This window comes from Methylobacterium sp. HJ2 (assembly GCF_056431005.1).
The window spans coordinates 480,687-498,655 of sequence record NZ_JBWJYM010000003.1; the positions used below are offsets into that span (position 1 = coordinate 480,687).

Genomic DNA, 17,969 nt, shown 5'->3' on the forward strand with positions numbered 1-17,969 from the left:
GGGCGCGCCGAGCGCGGCCCGCCCCGGCAAGACAGCTACCCGCAGGGCTTATCGGAATGGCGCGTCGTCCCGGATCTTCCTCGCGCGGCGACGGTCCCCGGCGCACGGGCCGCCTGGATCCGGCCGCCGTCACGGCGCCGCGCAGGGCCCCGGCGCCGAAGGCCCAGGCCAAGCCCGCTTCGCCCGATCCCGATCTCGTCCTGCTCGGCGAATTCGGCAGGCCGCACGGGCTGCACGGCGAGATCCGCCTCAAATCCTACACGGCCGACCCGCTGGCCATCGCGGGCTACGGCCCCCTGCGCGCCTCCGACGGCCGCGACATCGCACTCCTCGACGCCCGTCCGGCGCCTGGGGGCGCGCCCGACATCCTTCTCGTGCGCGTGAAGGACGTCGGCGACCGCACCGCCGCCGAGGCGCTCAACCGGGTCACGCTCGCGATCCCCCGCGCCCGGATGGGCGAGGCCGGAGAGGACGAGTTCTACCTCGCCGACCTGATCGGGCTCACCGTCGTGGACGCGGCAGGCGCGAGCGTCGGCACGGTGACGGCGGTGCCGAATTACGGCGGCGGCGACCTCCTCGAGATCCGTCCGGCCCAGGGCGGCCCGACCGCGCTCCTGCCCTTCACCAAGGCGTTCGTGCCGAGCCTCGATCTCGCGGGCGGGCGCATCGTGGCCGCCCTACCCGAGGATTTCTTCGCGCCGGCCGCCCCCAGGCCCCCGGACGAGCCGGCCTGATCCGGTTTCGGCGTCGGAGAACCGGGGAGCGTCGCGCCCGGCCGGCCCGGGCCCCGAGCGGGGACCGGATCCGACTAGCCTCCGCGTCTCAGCCGCGGTCGCGGGTCGTCGTGTCGCGGCAGGGCCGGATCGCGGCCGGGTCGGGCCGGGCCTCGGGCGCGGGCGGAGCGAAGACCGCGAGGTAGCCGCCGCCCTCCAGTTGCGAGAATGCGGTCTCGCGATAGCCGGCAGCGGCGAGTTCGCAGCGCAGCAGCTCGGGCGGGGTGCCGTGGCGCGAGGGGATCGCGTCCGCGTCGACGATGCCGACCCGCCCGCCCGGCCGCATCGCGGCGGCGAGGTTGTGGAGCAATCCGTAGGGCTGCGTGATCTCGTGGTACATGTGCACGAGGATCGCCGCATCGACAGCCTTCGCCGGCAGGCGCGGATCGTGCGGCTCGCCCCGGACCACGCTGACATTCGGCAGATCGCGCACCCGGCGCTCAAGGTCGGCGAGGTAGCGCGGCGTGACGTCCTCGGCCAGGACCCGGCCCTTCGGGCCGACGAGCGGGCTCAGCCGCGTGACGTAGTAGCCGCTGCCCGCGCCGACGTCGGCGACGGTCTCGCCGGGCGCGATCCGCATCAGCCGGGCCACCTGCGCGAACTCGCCGACCCGGTCGCGCTCCGCCTCGGAGGTCCATTGCGGCGCGACGATCTCGGCCACCGGCCGGTCCGGCTTCGGGAAGGCGGAGGCGGGTGCGCCGGGCGGCTCGGTCGCCTGCGCGACGGTGCCGAGAGCGAGAAGGGTGACGAGGGCGGCGCGGATCATCGCCGGCAACGTGCAGGGCCGCGCCACCGTTGCGCCGGGGCCCTGCGGGCGATTGACCCGGCGGCGATGGGCGCTCATCAAGCCGCCATGACAGGCGAGCCGCCCAGCCCAGGCGACCAGCGGCCGTGGCGCGCCACGGTCCTCACCCTCTATCCCGAGATGTTCCCGGGCCCGCTCGGCCTGTCCCTGTCGGGTGACGCGCTCGCGCGCGGCGCCTGGAGCCTGGAGGCCCGCAACATCCGCGCGCACGGCCTCGGCCGCCATCGCAGCGTGGACGACACGCCGGCCGGCGGCGGAGCCGGGATGGTGCTGCGCTGCGACGTGCTCGCCGCGGCGATCGATGCGGCGGCCGGGCCGGAGGATCCCCGCCCGCGCCTGCTGATGTCGCCCCGCGGGACGCCCCTCACCCAGGCGCGCGTGCGCCGGCTCGCGGCGGGCCCCGGGGCCGTCGTCATCTGCGGTCGGTTCGAGGGTGTGGACGAGCGCGTGATCGCGGGCCGAGGGCTCGAGGAGGTCTCGATCGGCGACTACGTGCTCTCAGGCGGCGAGATCGCGGCCCTGACGCTGCTCGACGCCTGCGTGCGCCTGCTGCCCGGCGTGATGGGCAAGAGCGAATCCGGTGTCGAGGAGAGCTTCGAGGGCGCCCTGCTCGAATACCCGCACTACACCCGGCCGCGCGCCTGGGAGAACCGGACGATTCCCGAGATCCTGACCGGGGGCAATCACGGCGCCATCGCCCGCTGGCGCCGTGCTGAGGCCGAGCGCATCACCGCCGAGCGGCGCCCCGACCTGCTCGCCCGCGATCCGAGTGAGGCCGGCTGAGCCGGCTCAGGACACCTCGGCATCGATCACCGGGCCGAGGGCGAAGTCGAGGTCGGCGAATTCGGGCTCGGCCTCCGGCTCGGCGCGCGCGGCGAGCCAGTGCGACAGGATCCCGGTCAGGGCGGCGATCAGGATGCCCCAGAGCCCGATGAGCGCACCGTCCTCGAAGGTCATGATTCGCTCCGTGCGGCGAAGCCTGATGTTTGAGCCGTTCGGTTAACGAAATCCTTCCGCAGGGCAGTGTTGCGGGCGCCCCCTTGCACGCGCAACCGGTTGGGCGCATGGGGCCCGCTCGGGCTCCCGTCTTCAGGGCCGGGCGCCTCTCGACAAGGCTTGATCCGATGAACGACCGTCCCGTGAGCCGCCCGCGCGTCCCGAATTTCTCCTCCGGCCCCTGCGCCAAGCGCCCCGGATGGACTTTGCAGGCTCTCAACAAGGCGGCGCTCGGCCGCTCGCATCGCTCGGCCGCCGGCAAGGCCAAGCTGCGCCAAGCGATCGACCTCACGCGCGAGATCCTGCGGGTGCCGGAGGATTACCGCATCGGCATCGTGCCCGCCTCCGACACCGGGGCGGTGGAGATGGCGATGTGGACCATGCTCGGCCCCAGGACCGTCGAGGTTGCGGCCTGGGAGGCGTTTGGGCTCGAATGGGTCACCGATGCCCTGACCGAGCTCAAGATCGAGCCGCGCGTGCATCGGGCGCCCTACGGCGTGCTGCCAGACCTCGCGACCATCGATACCCGGCACAACGACGTGATCTTCACCTGGAACGGCACCGCAGCCGGCGTGAAGGTGCCGGACGGCGACTGGATCGCGGCCGACCGCGAGGGCATCACCATCTGCGACGCCACCTCGGCGGCCTTCGCGCAGCCGCTCGACTGGTCGAAGATCGATGTCCTCACCTTCTCCTGGCAGAAGGTGATGGGCGGCGAGGCCGCGCACGGCATGCTCATCCTCGGCCCCCGCGCCGTGGCGCGCCTGGAGAGCCACGTCCCCGCCTGGCCGGTGCCGAAGGTGTTCCGCCTCACCAAGGGCGGCAAGCTCATCGAGGGCATCTTCGCGGGCGACACCATCAACACGCCCTCGATGCTCGCGGTCGAGGATTACCTCGACACCCTGCTGTGGGCTCGCCGCATCGGCGGCCTCGACGCGCTGCACGCTCGCGCCGACGCCAATGCCCGCGTCATCCACGATTGGGTCGCGCGCACGCCCTGGATCGGCCATCTCGCCGCCGACCCGGCCACCTACTCGAACACCGGGGTCTGCCTCGTCATCGCCGATCCGGACGTGCTCGCCCAGGGCGACGCGACGGTCGCGGCCGTGGCCTCGGGCATCGTCGCGACGCTGGAGCGCGAGGGCGTGGCACTCGACATCGGCGCCTACCGCGACGCGCCGGCCGGACTGCGGCTCTGGTGCGGCGCCACCGTCGAGACTGCCGATCTCGAGGCCCTGACGCCGTGGCTCGACTGGGCCTTCGCCCAGGAGAAGGCGAAGCTCGCCCGCGCGGCCTGAGAGCCGCCCTGCCCTGCCCTCGCGAACGGTCTCGACCGTTCGTGACCGCGATCGGCGGACCAAACGAAAGGGGCGGCGAGGATGATCCTCGCCGCCCCTTTCGTATTTCAGGTCCGGGACGCCCACTTGCGTCCCGAAGAATCTCAGAAGGTGAAGCCGGTCTCGACCATGTAGCGGTCCTGGCCGGCCTTGTTGCCGAACTTGCCGAAGCCGAGGCCGATCGTGCCGGCGGCGAGGTCGAGGCGCTGGAAGTCCATCAGCTCGACATGCGAGTACTCGCCGCGGATGAAGTACCGGCCCACGGTGTAGGTCGGGGTGATCGTGAAGGAATAGGCCGAGCTGCCGGCGCCGTACAGGATGGCGGTCTGGCCGAACGGGTTGGTGCGGCTGCCGCTCTGGGCGATGTACTCGAAGCGGCCGGCGAGGGCGAAGTTGTCGTTGAAGGTGTAGCTCGCCAGGATGGCGCCGCCGTAGGTTTCCGCGCCGGCGAGGCCGAGGGCCACGTTGCGCTCCACGTTGGTGTACTGGACGTAGGGCGTCACGATCCAGGGACCGTTGGCGTAGGTGTAGTTCGCGCTGATGATGCTGCTGTTCTGCAGGGTCAGCGGTGTGGCGTAGTAGAAGCGCGCGCTGCGGGTGACGTCGTTGAAGCTGGTGAAATGCGTGCCGCCGTTGATGCCGATCGTGTTCGCATCGTCGATCTTGTAGGTGATCAGGCCGGTGACCCAGTTCAGCTCACCCGAGTAGAACCCGTCCGTGACGGCGAGCGAGGCCGACCAGGGACCGGCGGCGTAGTTCACCTGCACGCCCTGGTTGATGATGTTCTCCTGGTTGAACAGGAGGCCGCGCGAGATGTTCAGGTTCTGGAAGGTGAAGGGCAGCTCGGAGCCGATATTGGTCGGCATGCGACCGCCCTGGATCGACCACTCGTCGTTGAACACGTACTTGCCGAACACCACCGGCAGCGGGCTGAACAGCAGGTTGGTCTGGTCGACCGCGCTGAAGGTCGGGAAGCCGAGCGCCGGGATCGAGTACAGGCCGGTCTGGATGTAGAACTGGAACGGACCGTCGGCCTTCTGGATGAAGGCCTGGACGTTGCTGAAATCCACCCGGCCGATGCGGTCGTCCCGCTGGCCCGGCACGGCCGGGGTGTAGAAGGACGGCAGACGGTCGCTGTAATTGTAGGCGTAGCCCGTGATCGCGCCGCCGACGTAGATCTCGCCGAGGCCGGTCTGGAAGCAGGCCGGATCCGGGTTCTGCTTGATCACGCCGCCGAAGGACGGGAAGGTGATGGCGACCTTGCACGGGCCTGTGGGCGCAGCGGGGGCGGCTGCGGGCATATCCGCGGCCTGGACCTGTCCGAGGCAGAGCAGGAGGGCGGCCGACGCCGTGGCGCTCCGCAGGAACAGTGTGGAAAGCATGGTCTCGAGCCCCTTGGTCTTTTTGTCTCTACGGCCAAGGTGCCGAAACCGGTCGAACACCGCAAAATCAATCTGCGAGCATTTGCCTAGTTTTCGGGCAATCAAAGCCTCTCCGCGCCGTTGCTCCGAGAATGTTGCGATCGCGCCACAATTTTCCGGTGGCGGCGCAAGGATTTGGTTTCGAGAAGGTTAATGCCGCGCGCGGATCGACGGGTCCATTGCGGTCGATCCCGGCTGTTGCGCAGTCGGTCCGGCTTCCTCGATCGGTGATTCGTGGGGATCGACACTATCGCGTCGGTCTCGAGCATGGGGAGGCCCAATAAGAAAGGCCCCGGCTCGAGCGAGCCGGGGCCTTTCGGGGGGGGCGTTCCAGACCGCGTCCCGAGCAGGCCGGAGCGGGGCGGAGCGACCTGACTTAGAACCTCCCGCCGGACCCGTGCCGGGTCAGGCGAGAGGCGTTCGGCAGGCGATCAGTAGTTGTAGGCGCGCTCGCCGTGATCGGCGATGTCCAGGCCCTCGCGCTCCTCTTCCTGCGTCACGCGCAGGCCGATCGTCAGGTCGATCAGCTTGTACAGGATGGCGGAGCCGATGCCCGACCACAGCAGGGTGAAGCCGACGGCCTTGCCCTGGGCGATCATCTGCGTGGTCATGTCGTAGGCGCCGACGACGAGCTCGCCCGGCTTCGTGGTGTAGTCCGGCAGGCCGACGCCGCCGAGAGCCGGGCTCACCAGGATGCCGGTGGCCAGGGCGCCGATGATGCCGCCGATGCAGTGCACGCCGAACACGTCGAGCGAGTCGTCGTAGCCCAGCGCGTTCTTCACGCTGGAGCACATGATGAAGCACACCGCGCCGGCGACGAGGCCGAGGACGATCGAGCCCATCGGGCCGGCGAAGCCCGAGGCCGGGGTGACGGCGACGAGGCCCGCGATGGCGCCCGACAGCATGCCGAGCAGCGACGGCTTGCCCTTGAGCGCCCATTCCACGAACAGCCAGGAGACGGCGGCCGCGGCGGTGGCCACGAAGGTGTTGATCATCGCGAGGGCGGTGGTGCCGTTCGACTCGAGGTTCGAGCCGGCGTTGAAGCCGAACCAGCCGACCCAGAGCAGCGAGGCGCCGATGGCGGTCATGGTCAGGGAGTGCGGGGCGAGCAGGTCGCGGCCGTAGCCGATGCGCTTGCCCATCATCAGGCAGCCGACGAAGCCGGCGATGCCCGCGTTGATGTGCACCACGGTGCCGCCCGCGAAGTCGAGGGCGCCCCACTTGAAGATCATGCCGGCATCGGCGTTGACCGCGTCGAGGGCGTCCTGGGCCGTCTTCTTGGCGGCGTCGTCGGTCGCGGCGGCGAGCGCCTTGGCGGCGTTGCCGACGGCGTCGGGGCCGCCCCAGTACCAGACCATGTGCGCCATCGGGAAGTAGATCAGCGTGACCCACAGGATGGAGAACACCACCAGCGCCGAGAACTTCATCCGCTCGGCGAAGGCGCCGACGATGAGCGCCGGGGTGATCATCGCGAACGTCATCTGGAAGCAGATGTAGACGTATTCGGGGATCACGACGCCGTTGGAGAAGGTCGCGGCCACGGAGTTGGCGTCGACGCCCTTGAGGAAGGCCTTGGAGAAGCCGCCGACGAAGTCGTTGAGGCCGGCGCCGTTGGTGAAGGAGAGGCTGTAGCCGTAGAACACCCACAGCAGGCAGACGATCGAGGCGATGGCGAAGACCTGGGTCAGCACCGAGAGCATGTTCTTGGTGCGGACGAGGCCGCCGTAGAACAGGGCCAGGCCGGGCACGGTCATCATCAGCACGAAGGCCGACGAGACCAGCATCCAGGCGGTGTCGCCCTTGTTGGGCAGCGGCGAGGCCGGCGCGGCGGTGGCCGCCTCGGGTGTCGGCGTCTGCGCGAGCGAGGGCTCGATCAGGACGAGGGCGAGCGCCGCTCCTCCCAGCCCGAGCGCGAGGGCATTACGAAGTTTCATGGACACGAGACTCCCGGTCGCGGTTCGATGCGAAGTGAAGGGGATGTCGGGCTGCCGGACGGGCCGGGCCCGGTCGGATCAGAGGGCGTCGGCGTCGGTCTCGCCGGTGCGGATGCGGACGGCCTTCTCGAGCGGCATCACGAAGATCTTGCCGTCGCCGATCTGGCCGGTGCGCGCCGCGCCCGCGATCGCGTCGATCACGCTCGACACGAGGTCGGAGGCGACGGCGACCTCGATCTTGAGCTTGGGCAGGAAGCTGACCGCGTATTCGGCGCCGCGGTAGATCTCGGTGTGGCCCTTCTGCCGGCCGTAGCCCTTGACCTCGGTCACCGTCAGGCCGTGCACGCCGATGCCGGTCAAGGCGTCGCGCACCTCTTCCAGCTTGAACGGCTTGATGATGGCCATCACGATTTTCATGGGCGGCGCCCCCTGCTGTCCTTTGGAACCGGGCCAGCGCCATCACGGGCGCGGCGATCCGATCCGGGTTGCCCGCGGCCGGCCCGAATGGCCTCCGCGTTCGGCGCCCGCCATTCAAGGACTATGCCATAGGGTCGCGCGCGGGAACTTTTTGCAGCGCACTCGGATGCCCACGCATTAGCCGTTCACTGGCGCGTGAACGTGCCTCAATGCTCAAGCTTGTGCATATATATTATGCAAGAAGCGTGTCCCTTGGGCAGATTTGGGCCGGACCCGGGAGGGAATTGCCCTTCGGCCGGTTCAGCGGCTTCTCGGCCGGATCAGCCCTTCCTGCGCCACGGAGGCGACCAGGGCGCCGGCGCGGTCGAAGATCTGGCCGCGGGAGAAGCCGCGGGCGCCGGACGAACTCGGGCTGTCCTGGGCGTAGAGCAGCCAGTCATCCGCGCGGAACGGGCGGTGGAACCAGAGCGCGTGGTCCAGGCTCGCCGACTGGATCTCGGGATCGAAGACCGAGCGCCCGTGCGCGATCAGCGAGGCGTCGAGCAGCGTCATGTCGGAGGCGTAGGCCAGGACCGCTTGGTGGATGGCCGGATCGTCCGGCAGCGCCGAGACCGCCCGCAGCCAGACATTGCAGACGGGCTCGCCCGGCCCCGGCTCGAGATAGCGCTTGAGATCGACGGGCTTCAGGGCGATCGGGCGCTCGCGGGCGAAGTAGCCGGCGATGGCCGGCGGCAGGTTCGGCAGGCCGCGGGCGATCATCGTCCGTGTGTCGGGCAGGCTGTCGGGATCGGGGGCCTGCGGCATCGGCGCCTGATGGGCGTAGCCCGGCTCGTCGGCGTGGAACGAGATCGAGGTGGCGAAGATCGCGCGCCCGTGCTGGATCGCCTTCACGCGCCGCGTGGTGAAGCTGCCGCCGTCCCGGATGCGCTCGACCTCGTAGACGATCGGCACCTTGGGATCGCCGCCGAGCAGGAAATAGGCGTGGAGCGAGTGCGGCGGACGGTCCGTCGGCACGGTCCGGATCGCCGCCACAAGCGCCTGGGCCACCACCTGGCCGCCGAAGACGCGCGGCCAGCTCACCTTCGGGCTCACGCCGCGGAACAGGTCGGTCTCGAGGCGCTCGAGGTCGAGGATGGCGAGGAGTTCGGCGACGATGTCGGTCATGGACGGAGGCGAGGATCTCGGAAGCGTTGCGTGACGCCCTCGACATAGCATTGCGGCCGCGGCAATCCACGCGGATCCGACGGGCGGCGTTGCCCCGGCGGTTCGGCGCGCCACTTCGGGGCTCTCGCACCCGTCCGTGGTGGACGGCGATGATCGAGCATCAGGGAGACACCATGAGCGCATCGCGCCCCGGCGCCCGCAGCCTCGTCGTCGCCGGCGCGGGCATTCCGGGCCTGACGCTCGCCCTCGCCCTCGGGCGGGCGCACGGGGCGGCGCTGTCCATCGCGGTGCACGACCCGGCGATTCCCGCGGGCGGGGCCCGCCATCGCGGACGGGCCTACGCGGTCGCGGCGGGCGGACGCCGGATGCTCGCGCAGCTCGGCGTCTGGGAGCGGCTCGGAGCCGCCGCGGAACCCATCCGCGCGATGGTGATCACCGACAGCCGGCTGGCCGACCCGGTGCGGCCGGTCTTTCTCAGCTTCGGACCGGATCCGGACCGGCAGGCCGACGAGCCCTTCGCCCACATGGTCGAGGCCGAGCCGCTGGTGGAGGCCCTGCTCGCCGCCTGCCGCGAGGCGGGAATCCGCCTCGCCGACACGGGCCTTCACCGGACCGAATCCGATGCGGGCGCGGTCCGGGTGCGGCTGAGCGACGGGACGGAGACGCGGGCGAGCCTCGTCGTCGCGGCGGACGGGGCCCGCTCGCGGCTGCGCGAGGCGGCGCGGATCGGCTGGGTGGGCTGGTCCTACCCCCAGTCGGGCATCGTCGCGACGCTGGGGCACGAGCGCCCGCACGAGGGGCGCGCCTTCGAGCACTTCCTGCCGAGCGGACCCTTCGCGATCCTGCCGCTGGCCGATGGCGGGGCGCTCGGGCACCGGTCCTCGATCGTCTGGACCGAGCGGACGCGCGACGTCGCGACGCTGCTCGGGGGGGACGACGCGGAATTGCTGTCAGAGATCGAGCGCCGCTTCACCCCGCAGCTCGGGCGGCTCGCCCTGGAGCAGCGCCCGCAGGCCCATCCCCTCGCCTTCGGGATCGCTAGGCGCTTTCGCGCCGAGCGGCTGGCGCTCCTGGGCGACGCCGCGCACGTGATCCATCCGATCGCCGGGCAGGGTCTCAATCTCGGCCTCGCCGACGCGGCGGCGCTCGCGGAGGCCGTCACCGGGGCGCTCCGCCTCGGGCTCGACCCCGGCGGCCCGGACGTGCTGACGGCCTACGAGCGGGCCCGACGCTTCGAGACGCTGACGATGGCGGCGGCGACCGACGGGCTCAACCGCCTGTTTTCGAACGACGCGCTCCCCGTGCGCCTCGCCCGCGACCTCGGCCTCGGCCTCGTCGACCGGCTGCCCGGCCTGAAGCGGTTCTTCATCGGCGAGGCCGCCGCGCTCGGATCGGGCCGGCCGCGCCTGATGCGGGGCGAGCCGCTCTAGAGCCGTTTCGCCGCGCGGCGCGACACCGCGCGGCCCGGGATCCGTGTCGCCGTGCCGGCGTCCGCCGAGCGGGGACGCGCTCGGCGGTCGTCACGCGCGGCGGCGCGCCGTGTCGGCGCCTATTTCGTGCCGCCCTTCGCCCGCTCGATGCCCTCGATGATGAGACGCTGGGCCTCTTCCTTGTCGCCCCAGCGCACGATCTTCACCCACTTGCCGGGCTCGAGATCCTTGTAGTGCTCGAAGAAGTGCTGGATCTGGCTGATGGTGATGTCGGGCAGGTCGGTATAGTTCTCGACGCGGTTGTAGCGCTGGGTCAGCTTGCGCGAGGGCACCGCGATGATCTTCTCGTCCTCGCCGCCGTCGTCCTGCATCACCAGGACGCCGACGGGGCGCGCGCTGATGATCGCCCCCGGGATGATGGCCCGGGTGTTGGCCACCAGCACGTCGCAGGGGTCGCCGTCGCCCGAGAGGGTGTGCGGGATGAAGCCGTAATTCCCCGGGTAGAACATCGGCGTATAGAGGAAGCGGTCGACGACGAGCGCGCCGGCCTCCTTGTCCATCTCGTACTTGATCGGCTCGCCGCCGAGCGGCACCTCGATGATCACGTTGACGTCGTGGGGCGGATTCTTGCCGACCGAGATGGCGTCGATGTTCATGGGCGTTGTCTCCCGGCCGGCGAACGGCTGTTCCTCTTGAGCGGAGGTGTCTTAAGGCCGCGCGCGCGCGCTGCCAATTCGCTCTTCGTCGGGAGGCGGCGACGTTTCCGTGAAAGCGTCAGGCGAACTGGAAGCCGATCTTCGGCAGCGGCACCCCGGCGACGCGGTCGAGGACGCGCGGGCCCGCCTTGCCGCCGAGCGAGCGGTAGAACTCCGCGGCGCGGTGGTTCTCCTCGAGCGCCCAGGCCCCGATGCGGGCGAGGCCGTGATCCGCGAGGTCGTTGCGCACCGCCCGGAACAGCCGCCGCCCGAGGCCGATCCCCTGATACTCCGGCAGGAGGTAGAGCTCGTCCACCTCCCCCTCGGTGCCGAGGCTGTTGCTACGGCTGCGCCCGTAGGTGGCGTAGCCCACCACCGTCTCGCCCGTCTCGACCACGGCGACCGGCCGGCCCCGGCGCATGGCGCCGCGCCACCACGCCCGGTCGCGCTGGGAGATCATCCGCTCCAGGGCGACGCCCGGGATGATGCCCCGGTAGGCCTCCCGCCACGCCGCGTCGAACACCCGCGACAGCCCGGCGACATCCCCATCGCGGGCCCGGCGGATGCTCGTGGTGCGGGTGCTCATGGCCAGACTATCCTCTGGAGGGCTGCCGGCGGACAACCCGTCCCGGCGACGCAGGTTCAGATTCGATCCCGGCAAACTGAAGGCAAGGCCGATGCCGCGCCCGGCCGGTCCCGCGGCCAACATCGCGGCGGGCGCCGCGCCGGGCCCGGCCGATGCCGAAATTGCCGCTCGGGGATCCGGCTGGTAGAGCCGGGGCCCCTGCCCCGAGGCCCCGCGCCGGATCCGCACAGAGCCGTGTTCAACCGCTTCCTCAAACCCGAGACGCGCTACGCCCGTCGCATGGCGCGCATCGCCCGCTTCGAGCGGCCGATCGCCGGGCCGGGCGCACGGCTGATGGCCTGGGCCAACATGCTGTTCCTCGATCACGGCGTGTTCCGCCTCGCCTACCTCAACCGGCACCGGGTCGGCGCCGGAGAGCTCTGGCGCTCGGCCCAGCCCGGACCGCACCAGCTGGCGCGCTTCCGCCGCGAGGGCGTGCGGACGGTGATCTCCCTGCGGGGCGGACGCGAGCACGGATCCTGGCCGCTGCAGCGCGAGGCCTGCGAGCGCCACGGCCTCACCCTGGTCGAGTTCGTGCTGCGCTCGCGCGAGGCCCCCGCTCGCGAGACCATCCTGGCCGCGCGCGACTTCTTCGCGGGCATCGAGTACCCCGCGGTGATGCATTGCAAGTCGGGGGCGGACCGGGCGGGCCTGGCGGCCGCCCTCTACCTGATCCTGCACGAGAAGCGGCCGGTGGCCGAGGCCGCGGGCCAGCTCTCGGCCCGCTACGGGCATTTCCGCTTCGCCAAGACCGGGATCCTCGATGCCTTCTTCGCCCGCTACCGGGCCGAGGGCGAGGCCCGCGGCCTCGACTTCCTGACCTGGGTCGAGACCGTCTACGACCCGGAGGCGCTGAAGCGGGATTTCCGGCCCGGCTTCTGGTCGGATCTGATGGTCGACCGCTTGATCAAGCGCGAGTAGCCGCCGCACCGCGCCGCCGCGCGGCCCGGTGATGCCGTAATGCTTAGGCGTGCCGGGAAAACAGCGCCGTGGCGCGATTCTGCGCGATCTGCCTTCATCCTGTCGCGATTGCCCGGGAACGGGAGCCGGTACAGCACAGGGACGAGAGCGCGCCTCGCGATCCCGCTCACGGGCTCCGGTGCGACCGATGTCGCCACGCGGACATGCGCCCGGACGGATCGTGCACCGGACCGCGTTCGATCGAGCGGGAGTTTTTGCGATGATGGGATACGGGCGGAGAACATCGCTCGCGGCGATCGGCCTCGCGGCTCTGGCCTGCGTGGCCGGCCGGGCCGAGGCCGCGCAATGCGGCAACACGGCTGCGGGCTTCGAGGCGTGGAAGCGCGAGTTCGCCGAGGAGGCGCGCGGCCGCGCCAGCGCCCAGAGCCTCGCGGCCCTGATGGGCACCACCTACTCGACGGCGACGATCTCGGCCGACCGCGGCCAGAAGAGCTTCCGGCTCTCGCTCGACCAGTTCCTGGCCAAGCGCGGCGGTCCGGTGATCGTGTCGCGCGGACGCGCGCTGAAGGCACAGAACGCCGCCCTGTTCGATTCGATCGAGCAGCGCTACGGCGTGCCGCCCGGCCCGCTGCTGGCGATCTGGGGCATGGAGACGGGCTTCGGCGCGGTCCGGGGCAACGTCAACACGCTCTCGGCGGTGGCCACCCTCGCCTACGATTGCCGCCGCTCGGCCTTCTTCACCGACCAGCTCTACGCCGCCCTCACCCTCGTCGATCGCGGCGTCCTGCAGCCCGGCACCCGCGGCGCCGCGCATGGCGAGGTCGGCCACACGCAGTTCCTGCCCAAGAACGTGCTGAATTACGGCACCGGCGGCAGCCTCGACAACGTCGGCACCGCGCTGAACTCGACGGCGAACTTCCTGAAGGCGCATGGCTGGCGCGCCGGGGCCGGCTACCAGCCGGGCGAGCCGAACTTCGCGGCGATCCAGGGCTGGAACGACGCCGGCGTCTACCAGCGCGCGATCGCGCTGCTCGGCTCGCGCATCGACGGCCGGTAGCAGCGGGGGCCCGGACGCCGGCAGGGCGTCCGGCAGGGCCGCGGGAGCCTTTCCTGTCCCGGTCACCCGAGCGGATACGCATAGCGCGCGTTCAAGCTCAGGTCTGCCCCGCACGGGCGCAGGTTCTTCCCTCCCCCCCTGCGGGGGAGGGTGGGCCGCGAAGCGGGTCGGCCGGGACGAAGTCCCGCGAGAGGGGAGCGTCGATGCAGGATGGCGCTCCGCATCGACGCTGCGCCCTTGCCTGAAGCCGGGCTCCCCTCTCGCGGGACTTCGTCCCGGCCGCCTCGCTGCGCTCGGCACCCTCCCCCTCAGAGGGGGGAGGGCACAATCCGCGCCCTTGCAGGCCAAGCCTGAGGGGAACGGACGATGTGTGAATCCGCTAGCCCGCAAAGGGTGGACGGGAAACCGGGATCTATCCGGCCTCAGTGAACATCACCGCCGCCTGCCAGCAGGGGACGGGCGCCGTGAGCCGACCGCCTCCGCGGGTGCGTGCCCGTCACGCCCTGCCCGTCACAGCCCCTGCCCTTCGGTCTCGACCAGGATCTCGCGCTTGCCGGCATGGTTGGCCGGGCCGACGATGCCCTCGATCTCCATCCGCTCCATCAGCGAGGCGGCGCGGTTGTAGCCGATCTGCAGGCGGCGCTGGATGTAGCTCGTCGAGGCCTTCTGGTCGCGCAGAACCACCTGCACCGCCTGCTCGTAGAGATCGCCGCCCGCCTCGCCGAACGAGCCCTGGTCGAACACGGCGCCGTCCATCTCGATCTCGGCGCCGCCCTTTCCGCCCTTGGCGGCGGGCTCGTCGGCGCCGTCGTCGGCGGTGACGGCGTCGAGATAGGCGGGCCGGCCCTGGCGCTTGAGATGGGCCACCACGCTCTCGACCTCGGCATCCGAGCAGAACGGCCCGTGCACCCGCGTCGTGCGCCCGCCCCCGGCCATGAACAGCATGTCGCCCTGGCCCAGAAGCTGCTCGGCGCCCATCTCGCCCAGGATCGTGCGCGAGTCGATCTTGCTCGTCACCTGGAAGCTGATCCGCGTCGGGAAGTTCGCCTTGATCGTGCCGGTGATCACGTCCACCGACGGGCGCTGGGTCGCCATGATCAGGTGGATGCCCGCCGCCCGCGCCATCTGCGCCAGCCGCTGGATCGCGCCCTCGATGTCCTTGCCCGCCACCATCATCAGGTCGGCCATCTCGTCGACCACGATCACGATGTAGGGCAGGGGCGTGAGGTCCATCGCCTCGTCCTCGTACACCGCCTCCCCCGTGTGCCGGTCGAAGCCCGTCTGAACCGTCCGCGTCAGCACCTCGCCGCGCGCCCGCGCCTCCTCCAGGCGGGCGTTGTAGCCGTCGATGTTGCGCACGGCGATCTTGGCCATCTTCTTGTAGCGCTCCTCCATCTCGCGCACGGCCCATTTGAGGGCGATGACCGCCTTCTTCGGGTCGGTGACGACGGGCGACAGGAGGTGCGGGATGCCGTCGTAGACGGACAGCTCCAGCATCTTGGGATCGACCATGATCAGGCGGCACTCCTCCGGCTTCATCCGGTAGAGCAGCGAGAGGATCATGGTGTTGATGGCCACCGACTTGCCCGAGCCGGTGGTGCCGGCGACCAGCAGGTGGGGCATGCGCGCGAGGTCGGCGATGATCGGCTCGCCGCCGATGTTCTTGCCGAGGCACAGCGCCAGCCGGTGCTTGCTCTCGGCGAAGTCGGCCGAGGCCAGCAATTCGCGCAGGAACACGGTCTCCCGGCGGGCGTTCGGCAACTCGATGCCGATCGCGTTGCGGCCCGGCACGACGGCGACGCGGGCGGAGACCGCCGACATCGAGCGGGCGATGTCGTCGGCGAGCGAGATCACGCGGGACGACTTGGTGCCGGGCGCGGGCTCCAACTCGTAGAGGGTGACGACCGGGCCGGGCCGCACCGCCAGGATATCGCCGCGCACCCCGAAATCGCCGAGCGTCGCCTCGAGCAGCGTGGCGTTCTGCTCCAGGGCGTCGGGCGAGATCTGGCTCGCGACCGAGGGGCCGCGCGGCTCGGCGAGGAGGCCGAGCGCGGGCAACTCGTAATCGTCCGGGTGCACGGAGGACGGCATCGGGCGGCGGGCCGGCGCGGGGCTCGGAATCGGCGGCGCCACGCGGGCGCGCACCGGCTCGGCGGCGTGGCCGGCCTCGTCGGCGGCGTCCTCTACTTCCGGCCGCGGGGCCGCGGGGGCCGCGGGGGGCGGACGCCGGGGCGCGGCCGCCGGCTCGCGGCTGTCGAAGGCGGGCTCGCGCCGACCCGCGGCCGGAGCGTGCTCGGCCCAGGGAAGGTCCTCGTCCGAGAAGGCGCGCCGCGCCGCGAGCGTCGGCGAGGCGCCCGCGTAGGCGAGCCCGCCGCGCGGTCCGCGCAGGGACTCCACCGTCTCGCCGAGCGCCGCCTTGCCCCGCATCACCGCCTGCGCCAGCGCGCCGAGGCCGACGAGGCCGAGGCCGGGCTCGCTCGCGATATCCCGGTCCTCGCCGCGGTGGCTCGGCGGGTGCCGGTCCGCCTCGGCCTCGTCCGGATCGTCGTAGGCTCCCTCGTCCTGTCCGATCCCGGCGCGGCAGGCGCCCGTGAGGCTCAGGATCGCCAGCGCCGCGTAGGCGAAGCCGACGAGGTGCGCCGCCGGCGGCACCACGGCGCCGATCACCGTGCGGGCGACCGAGAGCAGGGCATCGCCCGCGACGCCGCCGAGGCCGGTGGGCAGCGGCCAGCGCGCGGTCGGCGGCAGGGCGCTCGCGACCGCGCTCGCCGCGCAGAAGCCGATGATCCAGAGGGCGAGGCGCAGGCCGCCGCGCGGCAGGTCGCGCTCGCGCATCAGGCGGATGCCCCACAGGGTCGGCGGCAGCACCAGGGCGAGGGATCCGAGACCGAGGATCTGCATGGCGAGATCGGACACAACGGCCCCGCCGGAGCCCAGCACGTTGTGCGCGGCGTGATCGGTGGCGTGGTTCAGGCTCGGATCGTCGATCGACCAGGTCGCCAGCGCCACGGTGAGCGCCACCGAACCGGTGAACAGCACGAACCCGCCGAGCTCCGTCAGCCGCCGCGCCAGGAACGGGCGCAGCGTGTCGACGAAGGTGTCGTAGGGCGATGCGGAGCGACGAAGCGAGCGCATGCGGGACCGGACGCGTGAGGGGTACTCTGCGGGAAACGCTACGGACGAGCCGTTAACGCGCGGCTAAGGTTGAGGAAGCCTGACCGGCCCGGCGGGATCGCCCCGGGCTTCGCCTGTGGACGGTGCAATCGCCGCGCGGGTGTGGCAGAGGAGCGCCCATGAAGATCGACGGCCGCCCCTACCGAACCATCGTCCCCGACGCGGATGGCGTCAGCGTGCAGGTGATCGACCAGACGCGGCTGCCCTTCGCCCTGGAGATGCGGCGGCTCGCGAGCCTGGAGGATGCCGCCACGGCGATCCGCACCATGATCGTGCGGGGCGCGCCGCTGATCGGGGTCACCGCCGCCTACGGCCTCGCCCTGGCCCTGCGCGCGGACGCCTCCGACGCGGGCCTCGCCCGCGCCGTGGAGGCGCTGGCGGCGACGCGGCCCACGGCGATCAACCTGCGCTGGGCCCTCGACCACGTCGCCGCGCAGCTGCGCCCCCTCCCCGTCTCCGAGCGCTTCGCCGCCGCCTTCGCCGAGGCCGGCCGCATCGCGGAGGAGGATGTGGCGAGCTGCCGGGCGATCGGCGAGCACGGCGGCCGGATCCTGGCCGATCTCGCCGGCGCGAAGGGCCGGCGCCTCGACGTGCTGACCCATTGCAACGCCGGCTGGCTCGCCACCGTCGATTGGGGCACCGCGCTCGCCCCGATCTACATGGCGCACGAGATGGGCGTCGATCTCCACGTCTTCGTGGACGAGACCCGGCCCCGCAACCAGGGTGCGGCGCTCACCGCCTTCGAGCTGAACGGCCACGGCGTGCCCCACACCGTGATCGCCGACAACGCCGGCGGCCACCTGATGCAGCACGGCGGCATCGACGTCTGCATCGTCGGCTCCGACCGCACCACGGCGTCCGGCGACGTCTGCAACAAGATCGGCACCTACCTGAAGGCGCTCGCTGCCCACGACAACCGGGTGCCCTTCTACGCCGCGCTGCCCTTCTCGACGATCGACTGGACGCTCACCGACGGCGTGCGGCAGATCCCGATCGAGGAGCGGGATTCCCGCGAGGTCACGCATCTCACCGGGCGTCTCGCGGACGGCGGCTTCGCCACCGTCGAGGTGGTCTCGCCCGGGAGCCCGGTGGCCAACCCCGCCTTCGACGTGACGCCGTCGCGCCTCGTCACCGGCATCATCACCGAGCGGGGCGTCTGCGCGGCGAGCCCGGAAGGGCTGCTCGGGCTCTACCCGGAGCGGCGCCGGGCGGCCTGACCG

The 17,969-nt window shown here is 71.5% G+C and carries 16 protein-coding genes; 7 read left to right on the top strand and 9 right to left on the bottom strand.

Annotated elements, in window-relative coordinates:
- Positions 1 to 56 precede the first annotated feature (56 nt).
- Positions 57 to 734 carry a ribosome maturation factor RimM gene (gene rimM, locus ACS5RC_RS10805; RefSeq protein ID WP_478343847.1) on the top strand — a complete coding sequence of 226 codons (678 nt, stop codon included), beginning with the start codon at positions 57 to 59 and terminating at the stop codon, positions 732 to 734.
- Between the two features lie 88 nt (positions 735 to 822).
- Here rimM and ACS5RC_RS10810 read toward each other — a convergent pair whose 3' ends face one another.
- On the bottom strand, positions 823 to 1,539 hold the full coding sequence (locus ACS5RC_RS10810) for a class I SAM-dependent methyltransferase (protein ID WP_478343939.1): 717 nt from the start codon (positions 1,537 to 1,539) through the stop codon (positions 823 to 825).
- Between the two features lie 87 nt (positions 1,540 to 1,626).
- Here ACS5RC_RS10810 and trmD point away from each other — a divergent pair, with 87 nt between their 5' ends.
- Positions 1,627 to 2,361, top strand: coding sequence for a tRNA (guanosine(37)-N1)-methyltransferase TrmD (gene trmD / locus ACS5RC_RS10815; RefSeq protein WP_478343848.1), 735 nt, complete (start codon positions 1,627 to 1,629; stop codon positions 2,359 to 2,361).
- A gap of 6 nt (positions 2,362 to 2,367) precedes the next feature.
- Here the strand turns inward: trmD and ACS5RC_RS10820 are convergent, their stop codons facing one another.
- Positions 2,368 to 2,535, bottom strand: coding sequence for a hypothetical protein (locus ACS5RC_RS10820; RefSeq protein WP_478343849.1), 168 nt, complete (start codon positions 2,533 to 2,535; stop codon positions 2,368 to 2,370).
- A 167-nt stretch (positions 2,536 to 2,702) separates the two neighbouring features.
- On the opposite strand from ACS5RC_RS10820, the gene ACS5RC_RS10825 reads away from it, so the two are divergent.
- Complete coding sequence (locus ACS5RC_RS10825) at positions 2,703 to 3,872, top strand: phosphoserine transaminase (protein ID WP_478343850.1); 1,170 nt, start codon at positions 2,703 to 2,705, stop codon at positions 3,870 to 3,872.
- Positions 3,873 to 4,015: 143 nt separating this feature from the next.
- Here ACS5RC_RS10825 and ACS5RC_RS10830 read toward each other — a convergent pair whose 3' ends face one another.
- From ACS5RC_RS10830 to tesB, 4 genes are all read right to left on the bottom strand, one after another.
- A complete protein-coding gene (locus ACS5RC_RS10830) occupies positions 4,016 to 5,293 on the bottom strand; it encodes an outer membrane beta-barrel protein (RefSeq protein WP_478343851.1) in 1,278 nt (425 codons plus the stop codon).
- Between the two features lie 470 nt (positions 5,294 to 5,763).
- Complete coding sequence (locus ACS5RC_RS10835; RefSeq protein ID WP_478343852.1) at positions 5,764 to 7,266, bottom strand: ammonium transporter; 1,503 nt, start codon at positions 7,264 to 7,266, stop codon at positions 5,764 to 5,766.
- A gap of 78 nt (positions 7,267 to 7,344) precedes the next feature.
- Positions 7,345 to 7,683: a P-II family nitrogen regulator gene (locus ACS5RC_RS10840; RefSeq protein WP_066926104.1), complete on the bottom strand. Its 339-nt coding sequence runs from the start codon at positions 7,681 to 7,683 to the stop codon at positions 7,345 to 7,347.
- A gap of 300 nt (positions 7,684 to 7,983) precedes the next feature.
- Complete coding sequence (gene tesB, locus ACS5RC_RS10845; RefSeq protein WP_478343853.1) at positions 7,984 to 8,847, bottom strand: acyl-CoA thioesterase II; 864 nt, start codon at positions 8,845 to 8,847, stop codon at positions 7,984 to 7,986.
- Between the two features lie 173 nt (positions 8,848 to 9,020).
- On the opposite strand from tesB, the gene ACS5RC_RS10850 reads away from it, so the two are divergent.
- Positions 9,021 to 10,277 (top strand): FAD-dependent monooxygenase, encoded by a 1,257-nt coding sequence (locus ACS5RC_RS10850; protein ID WP_478343854.1) that lies wholly within the window; start codon positions 9,021 to 9,023, stop codon positions 10,275 to 10,277.
- A gap of 119 nt (positions 10,278 to 10,396) precedes the next feature.
- Here the strand turns inward: ACS5RC_RS10850 and ppa are convergent, their stop codons facing one another.
- Both ppa and ACS5RC_RS10860 read right to left on the bottom strand, forming a co-directional pair.
- On the bottom strand, positions 10,397 to 10,933 hold the full coding sequence (ppa, locus tag ACS5RC_RS10855) for an inorganic diphosphatase (protein ID WP_478343855.1): 537 nt from the start codon (positions 10,931 to 10,933) through the stop codon (positions 10,397 to 10,399).
- Positions 10,934 to 11,051: 118 nt separating this feature from the next.
- Complete coding sequence (locus ACS5RC_RS10860) at positions 11,052 to 11,558, bottom strand: N-acetyltransferase family protein (protein WP_478343856.1); 507 nt, start codon at positions 11,556 to 11,558, stop codon at positions 11,052 to 11,054.
- Between the two features lie 234 nt (positions 11,559 to 11,792).
- Here ACS5RC_RS10860 and ACS5RC_RS10865 point away from each other — a divergent pair, with 234 nt between their 5' ends.
- Both ACS5RC_RS10865 and ACS5RC_RS10870 read left to right on the top strand, forming a co-directional pair.
- A complete protein-coding gene (locus ACS5RC_RS10865; protein ID WP_478343857.1) occupies positions 11,793 to 12,518 on the top strand; it encodes a tyrosine-protein phosphatase in 726 nt (241 codons plus the stop codon).
- Positions 12,519 to 12,777: 259 nt separating this feature from the next.
- Positions 12,778 to 13,575, top strand: a complete 798-nt coding sequence (locus tag ACS5RC_RS10870; RefSeq protein WP_478343858.1) for a lytic murein transglycosylase — start codon at positions 12,778 to 12,780, stop codon at positions 13,573 to 13,575.
- 510 nt (positions 13,576 to 14,085) lie between these two features.
- On the opposite strand, the gene ACS5RC_RS10875 is transcribed toward ACS5RC_RS10870, so the two are convergent.
- Positions 14,086 to 16,710: a DNA translocase FtsK gene (locus ACS5RC_RS10875; RefSeq protein ID WP_478343859.1), complete on the bottom strand. Its 2,625-nt coding sequence runs from the start codon at positions 16,708 to 16,710 to the stop codon at positions 14,086 to 14,088.
- A 158-nt stretch (positions 16,711 to 16,868) separates the two neighbouring features.
- Here ACS5RC_RS10875 and mtnA point away from each other — a divergent pair, with 158 nt between their 5' ends.
- Positions 16,869 to 17,966, top strand: a complete 1,098-nt coding sequence (gene mtnA / locus ACS5RC_RS10880; protein WP_478343860.1) for an S-methyl-5-thioribose-1-phosphate isomerase — start codon at positions 16,869 to 16,871, stop codon at positions 17,964 to 17,966.
- The last annotated feature ends 3 nt before the right edge of the window (positions 17,967 to 17,969 follow it).